Source organism: Nocardioides maradonensis, assembly GCF_054777115.1.
In genome coordinates, this window is record NZ_BAAHAZ010000002.1 from 330,471 (window position 1) to 351,847 (window position 21,377).

A 21,377-nucleotide genomic window follows, 5' to 3' on the forward strand; every position below is an offset into this window, starting at 1 on the left:
TCCGGGCATGGCCAAGCGCAACCGCACCCAGACCGCCAAGCCCCTCGCACCCGGCGAGGTCGGTCCGCGGCAGCCCTGCCCGTGCGGCTCCGGCAAGCGCTACAAGGCGTGCCACGGCGCGCCCGGCGGCGGCCAGGTGTTCGTCAAGCGGCCGTTCGAGGGCCTCGCCTCGGAGTGTGACGTCGTCGCGCTGCGCGAGCTGGTCCCCGCCGCGAGCGCCCCGATCACCGTCCAGGGCCACGAGGACCGCACCGTCCAGCTCTGCACGCTGCTGCCGATGGCCGCGCCCGCGCTCGTCCGGGAGAGCGGCGCCATCTGGCTCGGCCTCCAGGTCCAGCACGCGTACGGCGACCCGGCCCGCGACCTGGGCGCCGTGCTCGAGGCCGCGCTGACCGCCGAGCCCGGCGTCGTCGGCCTGACCGCCGACCCCGGCCCGGGCCCGCGCCTCCAGGACCTCCTCGTCGATGCCCCGCTCACCATCACGGTGCACGACGGCTTCGACTTCTGGGTGGCCGACATGGACGCGACCGACGAGGTCGCCCAGGCACTCGAGGCCGCGGACGGCGCCGCCTCGCCGACGGCGCGGCTGACCGAGGTCGAGGCGGCGTACTGGACCCGGATGGGCGCCAAGGAGCACCTGCGCTGGGTGATGCCCGAGCCCGAGGACGCGCTGCTCGACGCGCTCGCGCGCCTCCACGTGCGCGGCGACGACGTGATCGTCCCGGACGCGCGCTTCGTCGGCATGTTCCGCGCCCATGGCCTGCTCGCCCCGGTCTGGGACCTGCCGGTCGGCACCGGTGCCGAGGCCGTCGAGGCGCCCGCGGCGGCGTTCAAGGCGAAGCTCGACGCGGCGCTCGCCGAGCTGGCCGACGGCGAGCTCACCGCCGAGGAGCGGTCGGCCCGCAACGGGCTCGCGAACCGTCAGGTCACCATCCGCTGAGCGGGGTCAGCGCCGGCTGAGCACCCACACGTGCAGCCGGGAGTAGCCCTTGACCGAGACCCGCCGCAGCCGCCGGAAGCGGTACGCCGAGCCCTCGGCGCCGTGGTCGTCGTCCGGCTCGCCCTCGGCCTGCTCCGGCAGCCCACCCAGCGCCTCGTGCAGCCCGCGGTCGATCAGCACCGTCCCGGGCCGCGCCACCGACGTGAGCCGGGCGGCGATGTTCACGACCGGGCCGTAGACGTCGCCCAGCCGGCTGACCACGTCGCCGTACGTGACACCGGCGCGGACGGCCGGGAACTCGTCGTCGGGGTCCTGCCCACGGGCGACCAGCTCCAGCGCGATCTCGGCGATGTCCTGCGGGCTGTCGGCGACGATGAGCAGCTCGTCCCCGATGTTCTTGATGATCCGGCCGTGGTGCTCGACCACGGTGACGAGCGCGCGCGTCTCGAAGGCCTCCAGCCACTCGACCAGCTCGGCGTCGTCGAGGGTGCGGGAGCGCGAGGTGTAGCCGACGATGTCGACGAAGCAGACGCCCGCCGCGTGCGCGCCGGAGCGGTCGACCAGCAGCCGGCCGGCGGCGCTGAGCAGGTGCCGCTTCCAGGTGTAGTCCTGCAGCTTCTCGACCCGCGGGAGCGCCTCGTCGCCGAGCAGGACCAGCGCGTCGGCGAGGTCCATCCCGCTCTCGACGGCCACGTCGGCGAGCAGCGCGGCCTGCCACTCGGCGAGGCGCGCGAAGCTCCGACCCCAGGTGCGGACCAGGCCCTCCTGGCGGTCCGCGTTGAGAACGCCCAGGTCGATGAGGTCCTTGGTCAGGCGCAGCGCCTCGAGGTCCGCCTCGGTGTAGGCGATCTCGCCGAGCGGGGTGGAGGCGAAGCCGAGCTGGCGCCAGAGCTCGTTGGCGAGCTCGAGCGGGATGCCGGCGCGCTCGGCGATCTGTTCCTGGCTCATCGTGGGCAACGATCCGAGGAGGCTCTCCTCGAGCTGCTCGAGCAGGCCGGCACCGTCCACGGCGTCAGCACCCGCAGGCGCAGCGACGACGGAGTCGACCTCCCGGTCGACCCCGTCGTCGGGGGTCTCGGTCACCTCAGGACAGGCGGGACTGCGCCACGTCGGCGAGCGCCTCGTGGAAGGCCGGCCAGTCGTGGTCGAGCTCTCGGAGCGTCTCGTCGGTGAGGTGGATCGTCTCGAGCGGGGTGAGCGCCACGACCGTGGCGGAGCGCAGCTTGCCGCCGGTGATGCCGGCCTCGCCGACGATGTCGCCCGGGCCCAACTGCGCGATCTCCTCACCGTCACGACGGATGGAGACGGTGCCGCTGAGGATGATGTACGCCTTGTCGGCGGGGGTGTCCGCCCAGATGGGGGACCAGCCCGCGGGGAGCTTCACACGTCGGCCGGCGCCGCTGATCCGTGCGATCTCGGTCGGCGTGAAGTGCTCGAAGAACGTTGCCATGCTGGCACCTTAGTGCCGAACGTGGCTGTGCGGGAGGACAAACTTCGACATCCGGTGACGCCGTGTCACGGTCAGCGCAGCCGGAACGGGTCGGCCGGGTAGACCCCCAGCACCTTGATGTCGGTCGTGAAGAAGGTGAGCTCCTCCAGCGCCCGCTTCAGCCCGGGCTCGTCGGGGTGCCCGTCGACCTCCGCCAGGAACTGGGTGGCGGCGAACTCCCCACCGACCATGTAGCTCTCCAGCTTGGTCATGTTGATGCCGTTGGTGGCGAACCCGCCGAGCGCCTTGTACAGCGCGGAGGGGAGGTTGCGGACGTTGAAGACGAAGCTCGTCACGAACGGTCCGTCGCCCACCGGAGCGGGCTCGAAGTCGGGCGAGAGCACGACGAAGCGGGTCGTGTTGTGGTCCTCGTCCTCGACGTCGGCGCGCAGGATCTCCAGCCCGTAGACCTCGGCAGCGAGCGGCGGCGCGATCGCGGCCATCCGGCGGTCGCCGGCCTCGACCACCTCGCGCGCGGCGCCGGCCGTGTCGCCGGAGATGACCGGCTTGAGGCCGAGCTCGCGGATCACCCGGCGGCACTGGCCCAGCGCGTGCACGTGGCTGTGGACCGTCTCGATCTCGTCCACCCCGACCCCCGGCAGCGCCATCAGCGCGAACTGGATGCGCAGGAAGTGCTCGGCCACGATGTGCAGGCCCGAGTCGGGCAGGAAGTGGTGGATGTCCGCGACGCGACCGGCGATCGAGTTGTCGATCGGGATCATCGCGCGGTCGGCCTCGCCGTTCTTCACCGCGGCGAACACGTCCTCGAACGAGGCGCACGGAACGGCCTCCCAGTCGGGGTAGTGCTCCTTGCACACGATGTGGGAGTTGGCGCCGGGTTCCCCCTGGTACGCGATGCGGGGCATGGCGCCAAGGGTAGGGCGTCGTCCTTCACTACCGTTGCGCACATGGTCCTCGGCATCCTCGCCCTGCTCGTCGCGATCGCCGCGCTGGCCCTGGCGGTCCTCACCCGCCTGGAGGTACGCCGGTCCGCCGCACGTCCCGACGCCGCCGCCGACCTGCCCGTCGACGTACCGTCGCTGCGGGCCGAGGTGGCCGCCCTCCGGGAGGAGGCCAAGGGGGCGCTGCGCCACCTGGCCGTGGTCCGCTACGACGCCTTCGACGAGATGGGCGGCCGGCTGTCGTGGTCGCTCGCCCTCCTCGACGACGCCGGCGACGGGGTCGTGCTCACCTCGATCCGCGGCCGCGACGAGGCGCGCACCTACGCCAAGCCGATCGCGGCCTGGGCGGGCGAGTCCGAGCTGTCCCCGGAGGAGTCCGAGGCGGTCGCGCACGCGCGCATGGCACGCCTTTAGCGCGCCACCCGCACCAGCACCCGGCCGTGGATGCACTCCATGGTCAGCTCCTTGCCGAGCCCGATGATGTCGCCGTCGAGCTGGCGCGGCACGTCCGTCGTCGCCCGGACCGCGACCTTGCGGCCGGTCATCCGCGCGACCGACTCCCCAGCGCGCTCCTCGCGGCGCGACAGGATGCGCACCACGATCGGGATCCAGCTGAGGAACTTGCGCGGGTAGAGCAGCACCACGTCGAGCTGGCCGTCGTCGATCGCGGCGTCGGGGATCAGGTTCATCCCGCCCTGCAGCGAGCCGACGTTGCCGATGACGCAGGTGCGGGCGCGGTGCTTGGTCCACGGGCCGTCGTCGACGGAGATCTCGAGCCGCATGGTCGGGAACATCAGCGCCTTCAGGCCGGAGAGCACGTAGGCCAGCCAGCCGACCTTGGCCTTGATGTCCTCGTTGACGCCCTCCATGATCGCGGCGTCGAAGCCGAGGCCGGCCATCACCATGAAGTGGGTGTCCTCGATGCCATCGCCGGTCACGTGGACCATGTCGATGGCCCGGTCCTGGCCGGTGAGGGCGATGTCGATGGCGGCCCGGATGAACAGCGGGAGGCTGAGGTTGCGGGCCAGCAGGTTGCCCGTGCCGGCGGGCACGATGCCGACCGGGATGCCGGTGCCGGCGAGCTCGGCGCACACCTCGCGGACCGTGCCGTCGCCGCCGCAGACCAGCACCAGCTCGGCGCCGCCGACGGCCGCCTCGTGGGCCTGGCCGGTGCCGGAGTCCTCGACCGTGGTGAACAGCCAGCGCGGCTCGGACCACCCGGAGGCGAGCGCCATCTGGGTCACCAGCGACTGGAACTGGGAGACCGACTCGACCTTGATCGGGTTGAGGATCACTGCCAGCTCGCGGTTGCCCGGGTAGGCCTCGGGCAGGGGGAGTGCGCCGAGGGCGTGGCTCTTCGGCAGCGGGCTGTAGAGCGCCAGCCCGAGGAGGACCAGGCCGGCACCGAGCAGCACCCCGCCCACCACGTCGGTCAGGTGGTGGCGTCCCAGCAGGATGCGGTCGGCGGCCACCACGAGCACGACCAGCGTCGCGCCGGCGTACACGAGGCGGCGGAAGGCGGAGCGGCGGATGAGCATCAGCGCGATCACCATCGCCAGCCCCGCGAACGAGGCGATGTGGGAGGAGTGCCCCGACGGGAAGGAGTGGCCGTGCAGGACCGCTGAGGTCCACTGCCACGCGGGTCGGTCACGGGCGATCAGCGCCTTGACCCCGGTGGTCACCAGCAGGCAGGCGAGCATCGTGGCGACCACGAGGATCGCCGCCCGGTGCAGCTTCTGGACGAAGGCGAGCCAGCCCGCGAGCAGCAGCGTGTACGCCGTCATGCCGATGTTGCCGAAAGCCACCTCGATCCCGAGCAGCACGTGCACCCACCAGGCCGGGGTGCTCGCGGTGACCGCCCAGCCGCGGGTCTGGTCGTCGAGCGAGACCAGCGGCGACCAGTGACCCGCGACGAGCCCGGTCAGCCCGGCGAACAGCCCGAGCAGGAGCACGGACCACAGCAGGGGAGCCCAGCGGGGACGGTCGAGCACGGGCCTGAGGATATCTGCGACACGGAGCAGGGATAGCGTCGGAGCATGACCGACGCCCCCGCCGTACCGCTCCGTCGCCTGGGCCGATCCGGGCTCTCCGTCTCGGCCGTCGGACTGGGCTGCAACAACCTCGGGCGGCCCGGCACGGCCACCGAGTCCCAGGAAGGCACCGACCGCGTCGTCGGCGCGGCCATCGACGCGGGCATCACCTTCTTCGACGTGGCCGACACCTACGGCGCGACCCCCGGCCTGTCCGAGGAGTGCCTCGGCGCCGCGCTCGGCCGGCGCCGGCGCGACGTGGTCGTGGCGACCAAGTTCGGCATGGACATGGGCGGCGTGAACGGCCCGGACGGCGGCGCAAGGGGCTCCCGCCGCTACATCCGTACGGCGGTCGAGGCGTCCCTGCGCCGGCTCGGCACCGACTGGATCGACCTCTACCAGTTCCACACTCCCGACCCGCTCACCCCCATCGACGAGACGCTCAGCGCGCTCGACGACCTGGTGCGCGAGGGCAAGGTCCGCTACATCGGCCACTCCAACCGGGCCGGATGGGAGATCGCCGAGGCCGAGTACGTCGCCCGCGCGCTCGGCACCACCCGCTTCATCTCCAGCCAGAGCCAGTACAACCTGCTCGACCGGCGCGCCGAGCTCGAAGTGCTCCCCGCAGCCCGCGCGCTCGGTCTCGGCGTGCTCCCGTACTTCCCGCTGGCCAACGGCCTGCTCACCGGCAAGTACGCCGGCGGCGTGGCCCCCGAGGGCACCCGGCTCACCCGCACCCGCACGCACCTGGTGGAGCAGGCCACCTCGCCCCAGCTCGTCGCCTACGGCGAGTTCGCCGCGGCCCGTGGGCTGTCCGAGGTCACGGTCGCCATCGGCTGGCTGCTCGCCCAGGACCCGGTGACCTCGGTCATCGCCGGCGCGACCCGTGTCGAGCAGGTCGCCGCGAACGCCGCGGCCGCCTCGTGGGTCCCCACCGCGGAGGACCTCGCCGAGCTGGACGAGATCTTCCCCGCGCCGGAGAAGGTCGCCCCCTTCTGACGCGTCTTCGCCGAGACCCGGGTTTGTCACTCCCGAAACCGGGGTTTGTCACGCCCGAGTAGCGGGACTGTCACACGTCTCGGTTGGAACAAACCCGGGTCTCGACCGCGACAAACCCGGGTCTCGCGTGGGCCGATAGCCTGAGCGCATGATCGACCCGCGCATCCTCCGCGACGAGCCCGACCGTGTCCGCGCGAGCCAGGTCAAGCGCGGGCTGTCCGCCGACGTGGTGGACGAGGCGCTGGCCGCCGACGGCGTACGACGCCAGGCGATCGCCGACTTCGAGGCGAAGCGCGCCGAGCAGAAGCGGCTCGGCGGGCTGATCCCGAAGGCGAGCCCGGAGGAGAAGCAGGAGCTGCTCGCGCAGACGAAGGCGCTCGCCGTCGAGGTCAAGCAGGCCGAGGAGACGCAGCGGGAGGCCGAGCAGGCCTGGACCATCGCCCTGAAGCGGATCCACAACATCACCGCCGACGAGACCCCGGCCGGTGGCGAGGACGACTTCGCCGTCCTCGAGACCGTCGGCACGCCGCGCGACTTCGCCGCCGAGGGCTTCGAGCCGCGCGACCACGTCGAGCTCGGCAGGATCCTCGGCGCGATCGACCTCGAGCGCGGCGCCAAGGTCAGCGGGTCCCGGTTCTACTACCTCACCGGCGTCGGTGCCGAGCTGGAGTTCGCGCTCATCAACCTGGCCATGGAGCAGGCCCGCGAGGCCGGCTTCACCCAGGTCATCGCACCCGCCCTGGTCCGCCCCGAGGCGATGGACGGCACCGGCTTCCTGGAGCAGGCCGAGGAGAACGTCTACCGGATCGAGGGCGAGGACCTCTACCTGGTCGGCACCAGCGAGGTGCCGATGGCGGCGTACCACTCCGACGAGATCCTCGACCCGGAGAGCCTGCCGCTGCGCTACGCCGCGTTCTCGAGCTGCTTCCGCAAGGAGGCCGGCAGCGCCGGCAAGGACACCAAGGGCATCATCCGGGTCCACCAGTTCGAGAAGGTGGAGATGTTCGTCTACACCACCCTCGAGGAGTCGTACGCCGAGCACCAGCGGCTGCTCGAGTGGGAGAAGGCGTTCCTCGACAAGCTCGAGCTGGCCTACCAGGTGATCGACGTGGCCGCGGGCGACCTCGGCAACAGCGCGAGCCGCAAGTTCGACTGCGAGGCGTGGATCCCGACCCAGGGCAAGTACCGCGAGCTCACCTCGACGTCCAACTGCCTCGACTTCCAGGCCCGCCGGCTCGACATCCGCCAGCGCGGCGAGGGCGGCACGACCCCGGTCGCCACCCTCAACGGCACGCTCACGGCCATCACCCGCTGCATCGTCGCGGTGCTCGAGACGCACCAGCAGGCCGACGGCTCGGTCAGGGTCCCGAAGGCGCTGCAGAAGTGGCTCGGCCGCGAGGTGCTCGAGCCGGTCCGATGAGCTGGCGCCCGAAGCTCGTCGCCCTCGACATCGACGGCACCCTGCTGCGCTGGATCGAGGGTCAGGGCGCGAGCCAGGAGGAGGTCACCCCTCCCGTCCACGCGGCCGTCCAGCGCGCCCTCGACGCGGGCGCCCACATCGTGCTGGCGAGCGGCCGCGCGCCGCACAACATGACCGGCGTCGCCGACATGCTCGACCTGCACGACCCCGCTCACCCCGAGCGCGCCGAGCGGCTCTGGATCGTCGCGGCCAACGGCGCGGTCGTGCTCCGCCACCCGCCGATGGAGGTCGTCTTCGAGGAGACCTTCGACGCGGGTCCGGCCGTCCGCGCCGTGCTCGCCGCGCACCCCACCGCGCTGGTCGCGGTCGAGGAGCGCGGGCTCGGCTACCGCGTGACCGCGCCCTTCCCGGAAGGCGAGCTCGGTGGCCACGAGACGGTCGTCGACGACGTCGAGGAGCTCGTGGCGCACCCGGTCAGCCGCGTCATCGTGCGTGACCCCGACGCCGAGGTCGAGGACTTCATCCGCCTCGTCGACGGTCTCGGGCTGCAGGGCACCGACTACGCGATCGGTTGGACCGCCTGGCTGGACCTTGCGCCCGTGGGCGTCTCCAAGGCCTCCGGCCTGCAGTACGTCGCCGACCAGCTCGGCGTCGACGCCGCCGACGTGCTCGCGATCGGCGACGGGCGCAACGACATCGAGATGCTCACCTGGTCCGGCCGCGGGGTGGCCATGGGCCAGGCTCCCGACGAGGTCAAGCAGATCGCGGACGCCGTCACGGCGAACGTGAACGACGACGGCGCGGCCCTCGAGATCGACCGCTGGTTCGGGCCCGGCGACCGGCGATCTGGTGAGATGGAGTCGTGATGCCTGCTCCGGTACGTCGATGGATCGCCGCGATCCTCCTTGTCGCGGGCACGACCCTCGGACTCGTCGCGGCCCCGGCCGGCGCGGTCCCACACGCCCGGCCCCGTGCCACCACGGCGTCCTCGTGCACCGTGAAGCCCTGGGACAAGACGTCGGTGCAGAAGGCGGCCGAGGGCGTCAGCACCGTGATCGCGGCCCGCATCACGAAGGCGGTGAAGACGCCCGGTCCGCCGTTGAACAGCGTGCAGCACCCGGCGTACTGGACGTACACGATCCGGGTGGTCGCCACGTTCCGGGGCTCGGCCCAGCCCGGTGCGACCGCGACCCTGACGCAGGTCCCGGTGCGCTACCGGCTCGGGAGGTCGCTGAGGAAGCGGGCGACGTACCTGCTGTTCCTCGACCAGCAGCGCACCGGCTTCACCTCGGCACGCTGCGGCGGCTCGGTGCTGCTGGCGCACGGGCTGTCCAAGGCCCTGCGCAACAAGCTCACCGCCGACCTGGGCACGCCCGGTGGCTCCGGAACGACCGTCCAGTGGAACCCGCCGGCGAACGGCGTCCGCGACGTCCCGTCCCTCAACCGGCTGATCGCCCCCGGGGTCGGTCTGGCCCTGATCGGTGTCCTGGGCCTGCTCCTCATCGGGCGACTCGCCCGCGAGCGGTCCTAGGAGACTGCTGAACAAAAGGCGCGCCTCCCTCGGTCGGCGGGCTGACCTGAAATCCTGAGGGCATGCAGGGTGAGTCGGATCGGCAGCGTGAGCTGCTGGATGTGGAGTCGGTGGCTGGGCACCTGCTTGAGCCGGGCAGCGTGTATGCGTTGTTGGCCGAGCATCGCGACCGGCTGTTTCCAGCGGAGTTGTTCGCCGACCTGTTTCCGTCCGGTCGGGGTCGGCCTTCGATCCCGGGCGAGGTGATCGCCTCGGTGATCGTGCTTCAGGCGTTGTATGGGCATTCGGACCGGGAAGCGGTTGACGCGCTGACGTTCGACCTGCGGTGGAAGGCGGCGTGCGGGTACGCGATCGACGCGGCGGGGTTCCATCCCACGGCGTTGACCTACTGGCGGCGTCGGCTGGCCGCCAGTGACCGCCCGCAGCGGATCTTCGAGGTGGTCCGCGAGATCGTCACTGAAACTGGCGCGATCGCCGGGAAGCAGCGTCGGGCGCTGGACTCGACCGTCCTGGACGACGCGGTCGCCCGTCAGGACACGGTCACGCAGCTGGTCGCCCAGATCCGCCGGGTGGGCCGTGAAGTGCCCGGCGCCAAGGAGCTGATTGGCACCGAGTGCACCCGGCTGGCTGCGTTGAGCGGTCAGGACTATGACGCGCCGGGAAAGCCGCCGATCGCGTGGGACGACCCGGCGGCCCGCGAGGAGCTGGTCACCGCCCTGGTCGGCGACGCGCTCGCCCTGCTCGCTGCCCTTGATGTTGAGGCGATCACCGAAGCCGGCGGGAAGCCAGCCGAGGCGGTCGCGTTGCTGGCGTTGGTGGCCGGTCAGGATGTGGAGCCGGCCGAGGACTCCGATGGCACTGACGGTCGGTGGCGGATCGCACGCAAGACCGCGCCGGACCGGGTGATCTCGACCGTGGACCCCGACACCCGGCACGCGCACAAGACCCGCGAACGTCGTCAGGACGGGTTCAAGGCCCACGTCGTGGTCGAGCCCGACACCGGGCTGATGTCTGCGGTGAAGCTGACCAAGACCAACGGGCCGGAAAACTCCGATGCGAACGTGGGCGCCGACCTCGTGGTCGCTGACCCCACCATCGCCGAGAACCAGCAGGTTGAGGTCCTCGGCGATTCTGCCTACGCCACCGGCGACATGCTGCACACCCTGAACGAGAAGAAGTGGACCCCACTGCTCAAGCCGTGGCCGCTGAATCCGGCTGTCGAGGGCGGCTTCACCGTCGACGACTTCACCATCGACCGCCAAGCTGGCACCGCAACCTGTCCGGCCGGGGTGTCCCGCAAGATCACCAACAACGGCAACGTTACCTACGGGATCGCGTGTCGCGACTGTCCACTGGCCGCGCGCTGCACCACTTCGTCGCGGGGTCGAAAACTCGTCGTCGGCGAGCACGACGAGCTTCAGCGCGCGCACCGCAAACGAGCAGCCGACGAAGGCTTCCAAGCCACCTACCGTCAGCACCGACCGATGGTCGAACGCTCCATCGCCTGGCTCACCCGCGGCAACCGGCGTGTGCCTTACCGCGGGATCGAGAAGAACAACAACTGGCTCCACCACCGCGCCGCCGCACTCAACCTGCGCCGCCTCCTCAAGATGGGACTCACCGTGAGCAACGGGACCTGGGCCTTGGCCTGAACGCCGGGAACGGGGCCCTTGCGCAGCGCCACATCGCGCGCACACCATGGCCTGAGGCGGGCGGGACGACCCCGTTGTCGCACCACAGAGTGCTGACTCAACTTGCCGCTCGACGGCCATTGGTGGCGCCCCGCCCGCCGCCCAGAGCCATCAACCCCGCCGAGACGACGTCTTGTTCAGCAGCGTCCTAGGTCCTAGAGGTACATCCCGTTCGTCGGGTCCTGGCCGCCCTCGACCGGGTGCTGGCCCTGCGCCTGGCCCTGCACCATCTCCGCGGTGATGCCCGGCGGGAGCGCCCGCCGCATCTGCTCGAACTGGGCGCGGGCGGTCATCTGCTGGGCGTAGATCGCCGTCTGGATGCCGTGGAAGAGCCCCTCCAGCCAACCGACCAGCTGGGCCTGCGCGATCCGCAGCTCGCTCTCGGACGGAACGCTCTGCTCCGAGAACGGCAGGGACAGCCGCTCCAGCTCCTCGACGAGCTCGGGCGCCAAGCCCTGCTCGAGCTCCTTGATCGACGAGCGGTGGATGTCGGCGAGGCGCTGCCGGCTCGCCTCGTCCAGCGGAGCCGCCTTCACCTCCTCGAGGAGCTGGCGGATCATGCTGCCGATCCGCATCACCTTCGCGGGCTGCTCGACCAGGTCGGTCAGCGGACCCTCGCCCTCGCGCTCCTCCTGCTCGGCCGTGGGTGCCTGCTGCGACACCGGCTGGCCGTCGGGCCCGATCACGACGATCTGCTGCTCCTCGCTCATGCCTCCGACCCTACTCACCCCGCGAGTTCTGGCTCGTGGTCAGCCGAAGGGAGGGTTTCGGTCGACCAGGAGCCAGAACTCGCGGTCAGGTGGTGGTGAGGAGGATCTTCCCGACGACCTCGCCCGCGTCGATGCGGCGGTGGGCCTCGACGGCCTCGGCCAGGGGGAGGGCCGCGCCGACGATCGGCTTGAGCCGGCCGTCGGCGACGAGGGGCCAGACGTTCTCGACGACCGAGGCGCAGATCCGCGCCTTGTCCTCGAGCGTCCGGCCGCGCAGGGAGGTGGCGATGACCGAGCCGCGCTTGTTGAGCAGGGTGGCGATGTTGAGCTCTCCCTTCACCCCACCCTGCATACCGATGATGACGAGGCGGCCCTGGTCGGCGAGGACGTCCACGTTCCGCCCCAGGTACGCCGCGCCCATGTTGTCGAGGACGACCTGCGCCCCGGCGCCGCCCGTGTGCCGGCGGACGACCTCGACGAAGTCCTCGTCGCGGTAGTTGATGGTGACCTCGGCCCCGAGCGCGCGGCACTCGGCCGCCTTCTCCTCGCTGCCGACCGTCGTGAACACCCGCGCTCCCCGCGCCGACGCGAGCTGGATGGCGCACGTCCCGATGCCGCCACCTCCACCGTGCACGAGGAAGGCGTCGCCGGCCTGCAGGCCGCCGATCATGAACACGTTCGACCACACGGTGCACGCGACCTCCGGGATCGCCGCCGCGGTGACCAGGTCGACGCCGGCCGGGATCGGCATCAGCTGTCCGGCCGGGACGGCCACCTGCTCGGCGTACCCGCCCCCGGCGAGGAGGGCGCAGACCTCGTCGCCCACGTCCCATCCGGTCACCCCGGAGCCGAGCGCGGTGATCGTGCCGCTGCACTCCAGGCCGATGATGTCCGACGCGCCGGGCGGCGGCGGGTAGAAGCCCATCCGCTGCAGCAGGTCGGCGCGGTTGACCGCGGTCGCGGCGACGCGAACCAGGACCTCGCCGGGTCCGGGAACGGGATCGGGGACCTCCTGCAGGCTCAGGACCTCGGGTCCGCCGGGCTCGCTGGCGATGATGGCGCGCATGTCCCGACCCTAGCGAGGGTCGCGACGGCCTCCACCCTGTCAGGCGGGCTCGTACTCCTCGTCGAGCTCGACGTCCTCGACCTCCACGTCGTCGTCCTCGTCGTCATCCGCGGCCGAGGACGGCCGGTCCCAGCTCTCGGCCAGCGCCTGGGCACGGGCGGCGAGCTTCTCCACCTCGTCGGGATCCGCGTCGCGGGTGGCCGCGGCCCACCCCAGCAGGAACGCCGTCACGGGCCCTGCCGCCGCGCACACGTTGTCGGAAGCGGCCACTGACAGGTCGCCGAGCAGGCCCTCGTCTGCTTCGGCATCGATGTCGAGCAGGTCGCACAGCTCATCGATCCAGTCGTGCAGATTCACGTTCCCAGGCTCTGACAATCCGAGGGCCCTGGCAAGGGGTCACCCGTGGTCATTCGGTGAAGAGTCGGTGGGCGGCTCGGCGAGGTCGCGCAGATCCGTCCAGGTGTCGATGTCACGCCACTCCGTGCCGATCGACCGCACCTCCGCCAGGTCCAGCGGGGCGAGCAGCGCGCGCAGGGCCGCGCCGTACCGCTCCTCCAGCGGCGGGGACACGGCGTCCAGCCGTGCCAGGTCGAGCAGCATCGCCAGCTGCCTGCGGCCGTCCGGGCCGACCAGGACCGCTCCGTCGTGACCGGGCGCGGCGTCGGCGAGCCGCCGGAACGTCGCGGACGTGAGCCGGGGCATGTCCACGGCGAGCACGACGATGCGCGGGAACCGTCGCAGCAGCAGGTCGCGCCCGGTCAGCAGGGCCGCGACCGGACCGCCGTGCCGCGGGTCCTCGCGCACGAACGTCACCGGCCGCTCCGTCGGGGCCGGGTCGCCCACCACGACCACCTCGGAGGCGTCGATCACCGCGTCCAGCGCGTGCTCGAGCAGGGAACGGCCGTCGAGCTCGATGGAGGCCTTGTCCACGCCTCCCATCCGGGCGCCCTGACCCCCCGCGAGGATGACGGCGGCGAAGCTCGTGAGGTCCGCATTCACCGGTTCAGCGTTCCACAGCCGTGTTACGCGGGCATGGCAGGCTGGCACCGTGACGGAGTCCACCGCAGACCGCCCGCCGCTGAGGATCGCCCTGGTCCAGGCCGCCGCCTCCCTCGAGCCGAGCGAGAACCGCGCGACCCTGCAGCGCCTGTTCCCCGCGGACGCCGACCTCGTGGTCTTCCCGGAGGCCTTCGCCCGCGACTTCGGCGCGCCCGGCTCCGACGTCAGCCCGTACGCCGAGCCCACCGACGGCCCGTTCGCGGCAGCCCTCACCGCCGCCGCGGGCGACGCCACCACCGCCGTTGCCGGCATGTTCGAGATCGGCACCGACCCGGTGCGGCCGTTCAACACCCTGCTCGTGCGCGGGCGGGTCGCGTCGGCGTACCGCAAGATCCACCTGTACGACTCCTTCGGCTACCGCGAGTCCGACCGGCTCACCGCGGGCCCCCTCGAGCCGGTGGTCGTCGACATCGCCGGCTGGAAGGTCGGCCTGATGACCTGCTACGACCTCCGCTTCCCCGAGCTCGCCCGCGCCCTCGTCGACCGGGGCGCGGAGGTGCTGGTGCTGCCCGCCGCCTGGGTCGCCGGCCCCGGCAAGATCGACCACTGGCGCACGCTGCTCACGGCCCGCGCCATCGAGAACACCGTGTACGTCGCCGCGGCCGGTCAGCCGGCGCCGCGCTACTGCGGCACCAGCCTCGTGATCGACCCGATGGGCCGGGTCCTGGCCGAGGCGGGTCCCGAGGAGGAGACCGTGCTCCGGGCGGTTGCGGACGCGGAGGTGCTCGCGCAGGCGCGTCGTACCAATCCGTCCCTGGCCAACCGACGCTTGTAAAGTCCTGCCCCGTGTCGTTCTCGCGCGGGCTCCTCGGTGGCTGGTTGGCGCTGGTCGCGGTCGGCACCGGGATGCTGGTGAGTGCCGTGGTGCCGGCGGGCCCGTCCTGGTTCGCGCCGGCGGGCGCGGTCGTCATCGCCGCCGCCTTCACCATCGGCCTCGCGGTCCGCGACGGCGGTCGGCCGCTGATCTTCGGAGGGCTCGCGACAGCGCTCGGCCTGGTCACCGTGCTCACCCACTACGACCTGCTCCACACCGGGGCCGCGGTCCTCGTCGCGGCCGTCGCGGCGGTCTTCGCGGTGATGGTCACGGTGCCGACGCGGGGCCTCGTCGGCTCCGCCCGCGAGGCGCTGATCGCGCTGGTCCTCGCCGCGATCGGCGGGCTCGCCGCGATCGGCTTCGAGCCCTCGCTGCACATCTACCGCTTCGAGTACGGCGTGCTCGGGCTGGCCCTGCTCGGCGCGTTCGCCGTCGTCTACCGGCTCGGCGCCGGCCTGCACGGCCTCGGCCGCCGGGGCCTCTTCGTGGTCGCCATCGGCACGATCCTCCTCGCCGTCACCCTCCTGTACGCCGAGCTGCTGCGTCGCTACGGCTCGACCGGCCTGGTCGACCAGCTGCTCGCGTGGGTGCACGACAGCCGCCGCACCCTGGGTGCCTTCCCGCGGCCGATCGTCACCCTCCTCGGCGTACCCGCCCTCGTCTACGGCTGTCACATGCGCGCGCGGCGTCGGCAGGGCTGGTGGGTGTGCGCCTTCGGCGTCGCCGCGACCGCACCGGCGGCGACCGCGCTGGCCAACCCGGCGATCCTGATCCGCGAGGCCGGGCTGTCCCTCGTCTACGGCCTCGTGCTCGGCGTCCTCATCGGCTGGCTCGTGATCCGCATCGACCTGGTCGTCACCAGCAAGCCGGGCCGCCGGCGTCGCGCGGCCCAGCGGCCGGACGTCGTCCGCCCCGAGCCCGCGCGGTGGGGTCCGCTGCTCTGAGCAACCGCGCCAGCCTGAGCGGGGCGAGCGAGTTGCCCGGTGCGATCGAGCCACAGCTGCTCGGGGCGGCCTTCCCGGCGAACCGGTCCGTGATCCAGCCGTAGGCGTCCGGCAGCCACTGCGCCACCGACGTGAAGTGCGACAGCGGGTACTGCGTGTACGTCACGGTCACCCCGCGCGAGCAGTACCGCCGGGCGAGCGAGCGCACGTCGCCCGCGATCATCACGCCGTCACCGGGCCCGTAGACCTTGCTGGGCGAGGTGCCCTCGAGCGCGCCACCGGTGCCCTGTCCGATGAACATCGGCGCGGACGGGGTGTGGAAGCGACCCATGATCAGCTTGTTGGCGGTCCGCACGAAGACCGGGATCTGCTCGGGCCGCCGGTAGCGCGCCTTCGCGACCTGCTTCCACGTCAGTCCCGGGTACATGCCGAGCACCGCGGCGATCGGCGCCTTCTGCATCGTCGTCATGACCGAGCGGCCGTAGGCGTTCGCGTACTGCGCGAGGTCGAGGTGGAAGGCCCGCGCCAGCCCGACCAGCGCCATCGGCATCACGCCCGCCCAGACCAGCGAGCCCTCGATGTAGTGCAGGTTGTGGCCGGGGTGGACGAGCACGCCGCCGATCGCCGTACCGACGATGCGGGAGGCGATGCCCGGGGAGTACGTCGGCGCCAGCTCGGCGGCCCACTCGCTGGCGATCGCGCCACCGGAGTAGCCGAGCAGGCCGATCTTGGACGTGCCACCGACCCCGGTCGCCGACGAGCGCGAGATGGCGCGCAGCGAGTCCAGCGTGGTGTAGCCGTACTCCGGTCCGGCGGCGAAGTCCGCCTTCTGACCCTCGGTGTCCGGGATGTTGATGGTGTAGCCGGCGAGGAGGGCGGGGGCGAAGACCAGGGTCTCGACGTTCGCGTTGCCCGCGCCCAGGCCCGAGGCGCCGGCGATGACCGCGGACGGCTCGTCGGCGGGGTTCAGCGAGTCGTAGAAGGACTGGTAGGAGAGCACCTTCGGCGTGCCGCTGACCGGCACCACCGGCTTGACGACGGTCGTCACGTTCACGACGGCGCGGCCGAGCTGGTTGCGGGTGCGGTACAGGATCTGGGTCGCCTGCAGCGGCAGCGGGAGGCCCTGGATGCTGTAGGGAACGGTGCGCGTCTTGAGCACCGTGCCCGGCTTCACGTCGCGCAGCGGGGTCGACCCGGAGTAGCTGTAGAACGGGCTGCTCAGCGGGCCGGCCTGCGCGGCGGTCGCGGGTGCGCTGTGCGCCGATCCGGGCGCCAGGGTCGAGGCGACCAGCGCCAGCGCGATCGCGGGCAGGGACGTGCGCAGCTTCATGGGGGTCACCCTAAGGCGGCCGCTCGGCAGACAGGGCGGGATTCGAACCCGCGGTAGGTCTCCCTACGACCGCTTTCAAGGCGGTTCCGATCGGCCACTCCGGCACCTGTCCACGTCGTACCTCATGACGGCGTACGACGGGGCCGAGTCTAGGTGCCGCCGCTTTGCCGCTCCCTGCCCCGGTCTTGTTCAATCGTCCGGTGAGTGTTCTGCCCCAGTCCGACTACCGGATGGCCCGCCCCGTTCTCGTGCGCCTCGTCGGCGCCTACGCGATCGTGCTGGCGCTGGTGGTCCTGGTCGTCACCGTCGCGGTCATCGCCGCCGGCTGGAGCCCGGACGTCCTGGTGCTCGTCTTCGGCGCCGGTGTCCTCGGGATGATCGGCCTGGCCTGGTGGCTCACGTCGCGGCTGGTGGTCGTCCGGCTGACGACGAGCGGCTACCGGGTGCGCCTGGTCCGCGGCGTCGGCCTGGCCGAGGGCAGCTGGTCCGACGTGGAGGACGTCGTCGCCGCGTCGCCGCGCGACCTCGACTGCGTCGTGATCCGGCTCCGTGACGGGCGTTCCTCGACGATCCCCATGGACCTGATCGCGTCCGACAAGGACGACTTCGCGCGCGACGTACGGCGCCACCTCCAGGGCGCCGCTCGCTGACCCCGTCCTCGGTGCGGACCGGATTCGTCGCGGCGGCGCGAGGCCGGTAACCTTGGGCCGCCGGATCCGTCCGGTCGGTAGAGGAGGCGTCGCCTAGTCCGGTCTATGGCGCCGCACTGCTAATGCGGTTTGGGTTTATCGCCCATCGAGGGTTCAAATCCCTCCGCCTCCGCCGTGTGCGAGATCCCGTCCGAGCCTCGGCTCGGGCGGGATCTCGGCGTTTCCCTTGCCGAACGGGCGTGGGCATGTTTGACTGACGCGTCAAGTTTGCGAGGAGGTCGGCATGGCAAGACCCAGCGTCGAGGCGGAGCGCAAGGAGCAGATCCTGGCGGCGACCCGCGCGGTGGTGGCCGAGAAGGGCTTCCAGGCGATGCGGGTGGCCGACGTGGCCAAGCGCAGCGGGATCAGCTCCGGCACGATCCACTACTACTTCGACACCAAGCGCGAGCTGATGCACGCGGCCTTCGAGTGGAACTTCGAGAACTCCGAGGCGCGACGCTCCGACCTCCTGGACGCGATCGACGACCCCGCCCAGCGGCTGCACGTGCTGGTGGCCTCGTACCTGCCGTCCGAGGAGCTGCTGGTCGAGTCGTGGCACCTGTGGTTCGCGCTCTGGCTCGAGGCCCTGCATGACCCTGACCTGCAGGAACTGAACGAGAAGGTGTATGGCGAGTGGCGCCGGCGGATGGCCGCGATCATCCGCGACGGCCAGGACCGAGGACGCATCGTGCCCGGTGACCCCGTCCTGCTGGCGAACGCCATCATCGGCATGGTCGATGGGCTGGCCATCCAGGTGCTGATGTCCTCGCGGGCGATGACCCTGACCCGGATGCGCGAGGTGTGCGACGGCGTCGTCGACCTGATCACAGTGGCGTAGCCGCCCCGACCGCACCACTCCTACGAGACCGCCCGGCCCCTGGCCGGGCGGTCTCGTTCGTTCCCGAATCTTTGCCCGGGACCACTCTTGACATGCCGACGTGGGCTGAGTCACACTCCTCGTGAATCAACTGACGCGCCAATCAATTTAGGAGTTTCGATGCGTCCACTTCGAGCCTTGGCCGCCGCGGCCGCGCTGCCCGGCCTGCTGCTGACCGGTGCCTGCAGCAGCGGTACGACGACGGCCAGCGCGACCGCGGACTCCCACTGCCAGCTCTACGGCACGGAGGGCTCGATCCACCTCAGCCCGGTCGAGAGCGGCGTGCTGACCGTGCAGACGAACCTGCCGTCCCCGGGCTGGTGGAAGGGCACGACGCCGGACACGATCAACGGCGGCTTCGAGTACTGCCTCGCCGCCAACATCGCCCACCTCGCGGGCCTCAAGGACGTCCGGGTCGACAACGTCTCCTTCGACGCCCTGGTCGCCGGCAAGACGAAGAACTACGACCTCGCGATGGCGCAGATCTCGGTGACGCCCGAGCGCGAGAAGGTCGTCCAGTTCTCCCAGCCCTACTTCGACTCCGACATCGGCGTGCTCGCGAAGGCCGACGCCGACATCACCGCGGACAACATCCGGACCTTGTCCCTCGGCGTCCTCGTGGGCACCACCGCCGTCGCGTACGTCGACGACGTGATCAAGCCGACCCAGGAGGTCCGCACCTTCCGCGACCAGAACGCGATGGTCACCGCGGTGCGCAGCGGCGAGATCGACGCCGCGGTCCAGGACACCTCGATCGTGCTGGCCTTCGCGGCCAACTCCGGTGGTGCGCTCGCGGTCAAGGGCCAGTTCTCCACCGGTGAGAAGTACGCCGCCATCTACCCCGAGGGCTCGGCGAACGCCTCGGCGATCGACGACGCGCTCAAGCAGATGAGCACCGACGGCACCCTCGACAAGCTGTCCGCGACCTGGCTCGGCCCGGAGCTCGGCGGCGACCCGAACGCCGTCCCCCGCTGGAGCGTGAGCTGAGCATGGGCGTGCAGGCTCTGGAGCTCCCCGACGCCCGGGTCGAACCCGGCGCGAGCCGCCCGGCACCGGTGTTCCCGCTGGCTGCGACGGCCGTCGTCATCACGGTCGTCGCGGCCGTCGGCGCCCACCTCGCGGTGTCGGCGGTGGCCGACCTCGGTCGGCGTACGGCCGTCACGACCACCCTGGTCTGGGTGCTCAGCGCGGTCGCGCTGCTCCCGCTGGGCTCCGCCCTCCGTGCGATCGCGCGCGGCCGGACCCGCGCCACCCTGCTGGCGGCCGGCGACCTGGTCGGCGCGCGACGGGAGGCCGCGGCCGGCCGGGAGAGCGCGGCCGTCGCGAACGGCTGGGCGCTCGCCGTCGTCATCGTCGCCACCCTGCTGGGCTTCGTCGCCGCGAACCACGGCGCCGTCGCGCACACCTTCCTGCGCTGGGACCTCATCAGCTCGACCTGGCGCGAGGTGGCGAAGGGCTTCTGGATCAACATCCAGGTCTCGATCGGCGCCGAGGTGCTCGTGCTGGTGTTCGGCCTGGTGCTGGCCGTGATGCGCCTGATGCCGGGACGATCGGGCCGGCCGCTGCGCTGGCTCGCGACGTCGTACGTCGACGTCTTCCGCGCCATTCCCAGCATCATCGTGCTCTACCTGGTCGGCTTCGGCCTCGCGCTGGCGGAGGTGCCGGTGATCCGGGACATGACGCCGCTGTGGCTGGCGATCATCGCGCTCACGCTGACCTACTCCGGCTACGTGGCCGAGGTCTACCGCGCCGGCATCGAGTCGCTGCACCCGAGCCAGTGGGCCGCGGCCCGCTCACTGGGCCTCAGCTACGGCATGACGCTGCGCACGGTCATCGTGCCGCAGGCCGTACGCCGGATCGTGCCGCCGCTGCTCAACGACTTCATCGGCCTGCAGAAGGACACCGCGCTGATCGGCGTGATGGGCGTGGCCGACGCGTTCACCCGCGCCCAGCTGGAGTCGTCGAACGTCTTCAACCTGTCCCCGGTGATCGTCGTGGCGCTGCTGTTCGTCGTCATCACCATCCCCCAGGCGCGCTTCGTCGACCGGCTGATCGCCCGCGAGCAGCGCAAGAGCGGAAGGGCCTGACATGGCATTCCTCGAGATCCACGACGTGCACAAGTCCTACGGCGACGTCGAGGTCCTCCGCGGCGTGAGCCTGGAGGTCAACAAGCACGAGGTCGTGTGCCTGATCGGTGCCTCCGGCTCCGGGAAGTCCACGCTGCTGCGCACGATCAACGCGCTGGAGCCGATCAGCGCCGGCGAGATCCGGGTCGACGGCGACGTCGTCACGGGCCCGGGGGTCGACGTCAACCGGCTGCGCCGCAACGTGGGCATGGTCTTCCAGTCCTACAACCTCTTCCCGCACATGAGCGTGCTGCGCAACGTCACCCTGGCCCCGGTCCGGGTGGGCGGGGTCGAGAAGGCGGCCGCCGAGGAGCGTGCCCTCGAGCTGCTCGACCGGGTCGGCATGCGCGACAAGGCCGGCAGCTACCCGGACGCCCTCTCCGGTGGTCAGCAGCAGCGGGTCGCGATCGTGCGTGCCCTGGCCACCAACCCGCAGGTGCTGCTGCTCGACGAGATCACCGCGGCGCTCGACCCCGAGCTCGTCGGCGACGTGCTCGCCATCGTGCGCGAGCTGGCCCAGGACGGCCTCACCATGCTGCTCGCCACCCACGAGATGGGCTTCGCGCGCGAGGTGGCCTCGCAGGTCTGCTTCCTGCACCAGGGCGCGATCCTCGAGCGCGGCAGCGCGGAGCAGATCTTCGAGGACCCGCGGGAGGAGCGCACCCGGCAGTTCCTGGGCCGTGTCCTCGCCGCGGGTCGCCTCTGACCGGCGCCGTCCGCGCACCCCACCGCCGACCGGCCCCGCCGGTCGGAAGGCGCC

General features: G+C 71.6%; 23 protein-coding genes and 2 tRNA genes. 15 read left to right on the forward strand and 10 right to left on the reverse strand.

All coding sequences use genetic code 11. The features are described from left to right. The first annotated feature begins 7 nt into the window (after positions 1 to 7). Positions 8 to 940, forward strand: coding sequence for a DUF5926 family protein (locus ACYVAQ_RS03270; protein ID WP_460787019.1), 933 nt, complete (start codon positions 8 to 10; stop codon positions 938 to 940). A 6-nt stretch (positions 941 to 946) separates the two neighbouring features. On the opposite strand, the gene ACYVAQ_RS03275 is transcribed toward ACYVAQ_RS03270, so the two are convergent. The 3 genes from ACYVAQ_RS03275 to ACYVAQ_RS03285 all read right to left on the reverse strand — a co-directional run bounded on the left by ACYVAQ_RS03275 (position 947) and on the right by ACYVAQ_RS03285 (position 3,295). Continuing rightward, positions 947 to 2,023 carry an adenylate/guanylate cyclase domain-containing protein gene (locus ACYVAQ_RS03275; protein WP_460787020.1) on the reverse strand — a complete coding sequence of 359 codons (1,077 nt, stop codon included), beginning with the start codon at positions 2,021 to 2,023 and terminating at the stop codon, positions 947 to 949. Position 2,024: 1 nt separating this feature from the next. After that, positions 2,025 to 2,390: a Crp/Fnr family transcriptional regulator gene (locus tag ACYVAQ_RS03280; protein ID WP_460787021.1), complete on the reverse strand. Its 366-nt coding sequence runs from the start codon at positions 2,388 to 2,390 to the stop codon at positions 2,025 to 2,027. Positions 2,391 to 2,461: 71 nt separating this feature from the next. Then, on the reverse strand, positions 2,462 to 3,295 hold the full coding sequence (locus tag ACYVAQ_RS03285) for a prephenate dehydratase (protein WP_460787022.1): 834 nt from the start codon (positions 3,293 to 3,295) through the stop codon (positions 2,462 to 2,464). A gap of 42 nt (positions 3,296 to 3,337) precedes the next feature. Between ACYVAQ_RS03285 and ACYVAQ_RS03290 the strand changes: the two genes are divergently transcribed. Further along, positions 3,338 to 3,745, forward strand: a complete 408-nt coding sequence (locus tag ACYVAQ_RS03290) for a DUF4446 family protein (protein WP_460787023.1) — start codon at positions 3,338 to 3,340, stop codon at positions 3,743 to 3,745. Here the strand turns inward: ACYVAQ_RS03290 and ACYVAQ_RS03295 are convergent. Continuing rightward, on the reverse strand, positions 3,742 to 5,322 hold the full coding sequence (locus tag ACYVAQ_RS03295) for a bifunctional phosphatase PAP2/diacylglycerol kinase family protein (protein ID WP_460787024.1): 1,581 nt from the start codon (positions 5,320 to 5,322) through the stop codon (positions 3,742 to 3,744). The two genes, ACYVAQ_RS03290 and ACYVAQ_RS03295, sit on opposite strands and share 4 nt — an antisense overlap. Before the next feature lie 45 nt (positions 5,323 to 5,367). On the opposite strand from ACYVAQ_RS03295, the gene ACYVAQ_RS03300 reads away from it, so the two are divergent. The 5 genes from ACYVAQ_RS03300 (at position 5,368) to ACYVAQ_RS03320 (ending at position 10,963) form a co-directional block, all read left to right on the forward strand. Beyond that, entirely contained in the window at positions 5,368 to 6,360 is a 993-nt protein-coding gene (locus tag ACYVAQ_RS03300; protein WP_460787025.1) for an aldo/keto reductase, read from the forward strand. A gap of 148 nt (positions 6,361 to 6,508) precedes the next feature. Further along, the gene (gene serS / locus ACYVAQ_RS03305; RefSeq protein ID WP_460787026.1) at positions 6,509 to 7,780 is read left to right on the forward strand and encodes a serine--tRNA ligase; all 1,272 of its coding nucleotides are present in this window, start codon (positions 6,509 to 6,511) and stop codon (positions 7,778 to 7,780) included. Next, entirely contained in the window at positions 7,777 to 8,646 is an 870-nt protein-coding gene (locus tag ACYVAQ_RS03310; RefSeq protein WP_460787027.1) for an HAD family hydrolase, read from the forward strand. Before serS ends, ACYVAQ_RS03310 begins: the two co-directional genes overlap by 4 nt. Continuing rightward, positions 8,646 to 9,311: a hypothetical protein gene (locus ACYVAQ_RS03315; protein ID WP_460787028.1), complete on the forward strand. Its 666-nt coding sequence runs from the start codon at positions 8,646 to 8,648 to the stop codon at positions 9,309 to 9,311. Before ACYVAQ_RS03310 ends, ACYVAQ_RS03315 begins: the two co-directional genes overlap by 1 nt. Positions 9,312 to 9,373: 62 nt before the next feature. Continuing rightward, complete coding sequence (locus ACYVAQ_RS03320) at positions 9,374 to 10,963, forward strand: IS1182 family transposase (RefSeq protein ID WP_460787029.1); 1,590 nt, start codon at positions 9,374 to 9,376, stop codon at positions 10,961 to 10,963. Positions 10,964 to 11,157: 194 nt separating this feature from the next. On the opposite strand, the gene ACYVAQ_RS03325 is transcribed toward ACYVAQ_RS03320, so the two are convergent. From ACYVAQ_RS03325 to mobA, 4 genes are all read right to left on the reverse strand, one after another. After that, positions 11,158 to 11,712, reverse strand: a complete 555-nt coding sequence (locus ACYVAQ_RS03325; RefSeq protein WP_460787030.1) for a bacterial proteasome activator family protein — start codon at positions 11,710 to 11,712, stop codon at positions 11,158 to 11,160. Between the two features lie 85 nt (positions 11,713 to 11,797). Then, positions 11,798 to 12,778: an NAD(P)H-quinone oxidoreductase gene (locus ACYVAQ_RS03330; RefSeq protein WP_460787031.1), complete on the reverse strand. Its 981-nt coding sequence runs from the start codon at positions 12,776 to 12,778 to the stop codon at positions 11,798 to 11,800. 39 nt (positions 12,779 to 12,817) lie between these two features. Further along, on the reverse strand, positions 12,818 to 13,135 hold the full coding sequence (locus tag ACYVAQ_RS03335; RefSeq protein WP_460787032.1) for a DUF6457 domain-containing protein: 318 nt from the start codon (positions 13,133 to 13,135) through the stop codon (positions 12,818 to 12,820). A 39-nt stretch (positions 13,136 to 13,174) separates the two neighbouring features. Continuing rightward, positions 13,175 to 13,777, reverse strand: a complete 603-nt coding sequence (gene mobA, locus ACYVAQ_RS03340; protein WP_460787033.1) for a molybdenum cofactor guanylyltransferase — start codon at positions 13,775 to 13,777, stop codon at positions 13,175 to 13,177. Positions 13,778 to 13,826: 49 nt separating this feature from the next. Between mobA and ACYVAQ_RS03345 the strand changes: the two genes are divergently transcribed. Both ACYVAQ_RS03345 and ACYVAQ_RS03350 read left to right on the forward strand, forming a co-directional pair. Then, positions 13,827 to 14,612, forward strand: a complete 786-nt coding sequence (locus ACYVAQ_RS03345; RefSeq protein WP_460787034.1) for a carbon-nitrogen hydrolase family protein — start codon at positions 13,827 to 13,829, stop codon at positions 14,610 to 14,612. An 11-nt stretch (positions 14,613 to 14,623) separates the two neighbouring features. Continuing rightward, the gene (locus ACYVAQ_RS03350) at positions 14,624 to 15,595 is read left to right on the forward strand and encodes a hypothetical protein (protein ID WP_460787035.1); all 972 of its coding nucleotides are present in this window, start codon (positions 14,624 to 14,626) and stop codon (positions 15,593 to 15,595) included. On the opposite strand, the gene ACYVAQ_RS03355 is transcribed toward ACYVAQ_RS03350, so the two are convergent. Then, positions 15,507 to 16,925 (reverse strand): lipase family protein, encoded by a 1,419-nt coding sequence (locus ACYVAQ_RS03355; protein WP_460787036.1) that lies wholly within the window; start codon positions 16,923 to 16,925, stop codon positions 15,507 to 15,509. The two genes, ACYVAQ_RS03350 and ACYVAQ_RS03355, sit on opposite strands and share 89 nt — an antisense overlap. 27 nt (positions 16,926 to 16,952) lie before the next feature. Then, positions 16,953 to 17,037, reverse strand: a tRNA-Ser gene (locus ACYVAQ_RS03360). A gap of 88 nt (positions 17,038 to 17,125) precedes the next feature. On the opposite strand from ACYVAQ_RS03360, the gene ACYVAQ_RS03365 reads away from it, so the two are divergent. From ACYVAQ_RS03365 to ACYVAQ_RS03390, 6 genes are all read left to right on the forward strand, one after another. Beyond that, the gene (locus tag ACYVAQ_RS03365) at positions 17,126 to 17,575 is read left to right on the forward strand and encodes a hypothetical protein (protein WP_460787037.1); all 450 of its coding nucleotides are present in this window, start codon (positions 17,126 to 17,128) and stop codon (positions 17,573 to 17,575) included. Positions 17,576 to 17,657: 82 nt separating this feature from the next. Beyond that, a tRNA-Ser gene (locus ACYVAQ_RS03370) sits at positions 17,658 to 17,747 on the forward strand. A gap of 111 nt (positions 17,748 to 17,858) precedes the next feature. Beyond that, positions 17,859 to 18,452, forward strand: coding sequence for a TetR/AcrR family transcriptional regulator (locus ACYVAQ_RS03375; protein ID WP_460787038.1), 594 nt, complete (start codon positions 17,859 to 17,861; stop codon positions 18,450 to 18,452). 159 nt (positions 18,453 to 18,611) lie between these two features. Further along, positions 18,612 to 19,478: an ABC transporter substrate-binding protein gene (locus tag ACYVAQ_RS03380; protein ID WP_460787039.1), complete on the forward strand. Its 867-nt coding sequence runs from the start codon at positions 18,612 to 18,614 to the stop codon at positions 19,476 to 19,478. Positions 19,479 to 19,480: 2 nt separating this feature from the next. Beyond that, positions 19,481 to 20,578, forward strand: a complete 1,098-nt coding sequence (locus ACYVAQ_RS03385; RefSeq protein WP_460787040.1) for an amino acid ABC transporter permease — start codon at positions 19,481 to 19,483, stop codon at positions 20,576 to 20,578. Between the two features lies 1 nt (position 20,579). Beyond that, positions 20,580 to 21,323, forward strand: a complete 744-nt coding sequence (locus tag ACYVAQ_RS03390; protein WP_460787041.1) for an amino acid ABC transporter ATP-binding protein — start codon at positions 20,580 to 20,582, stop codon at positions 21,321 to 21,323. The last annotated feature ends 54 nt before the right edge of the window (positions 21,324 to 21,377 follow it).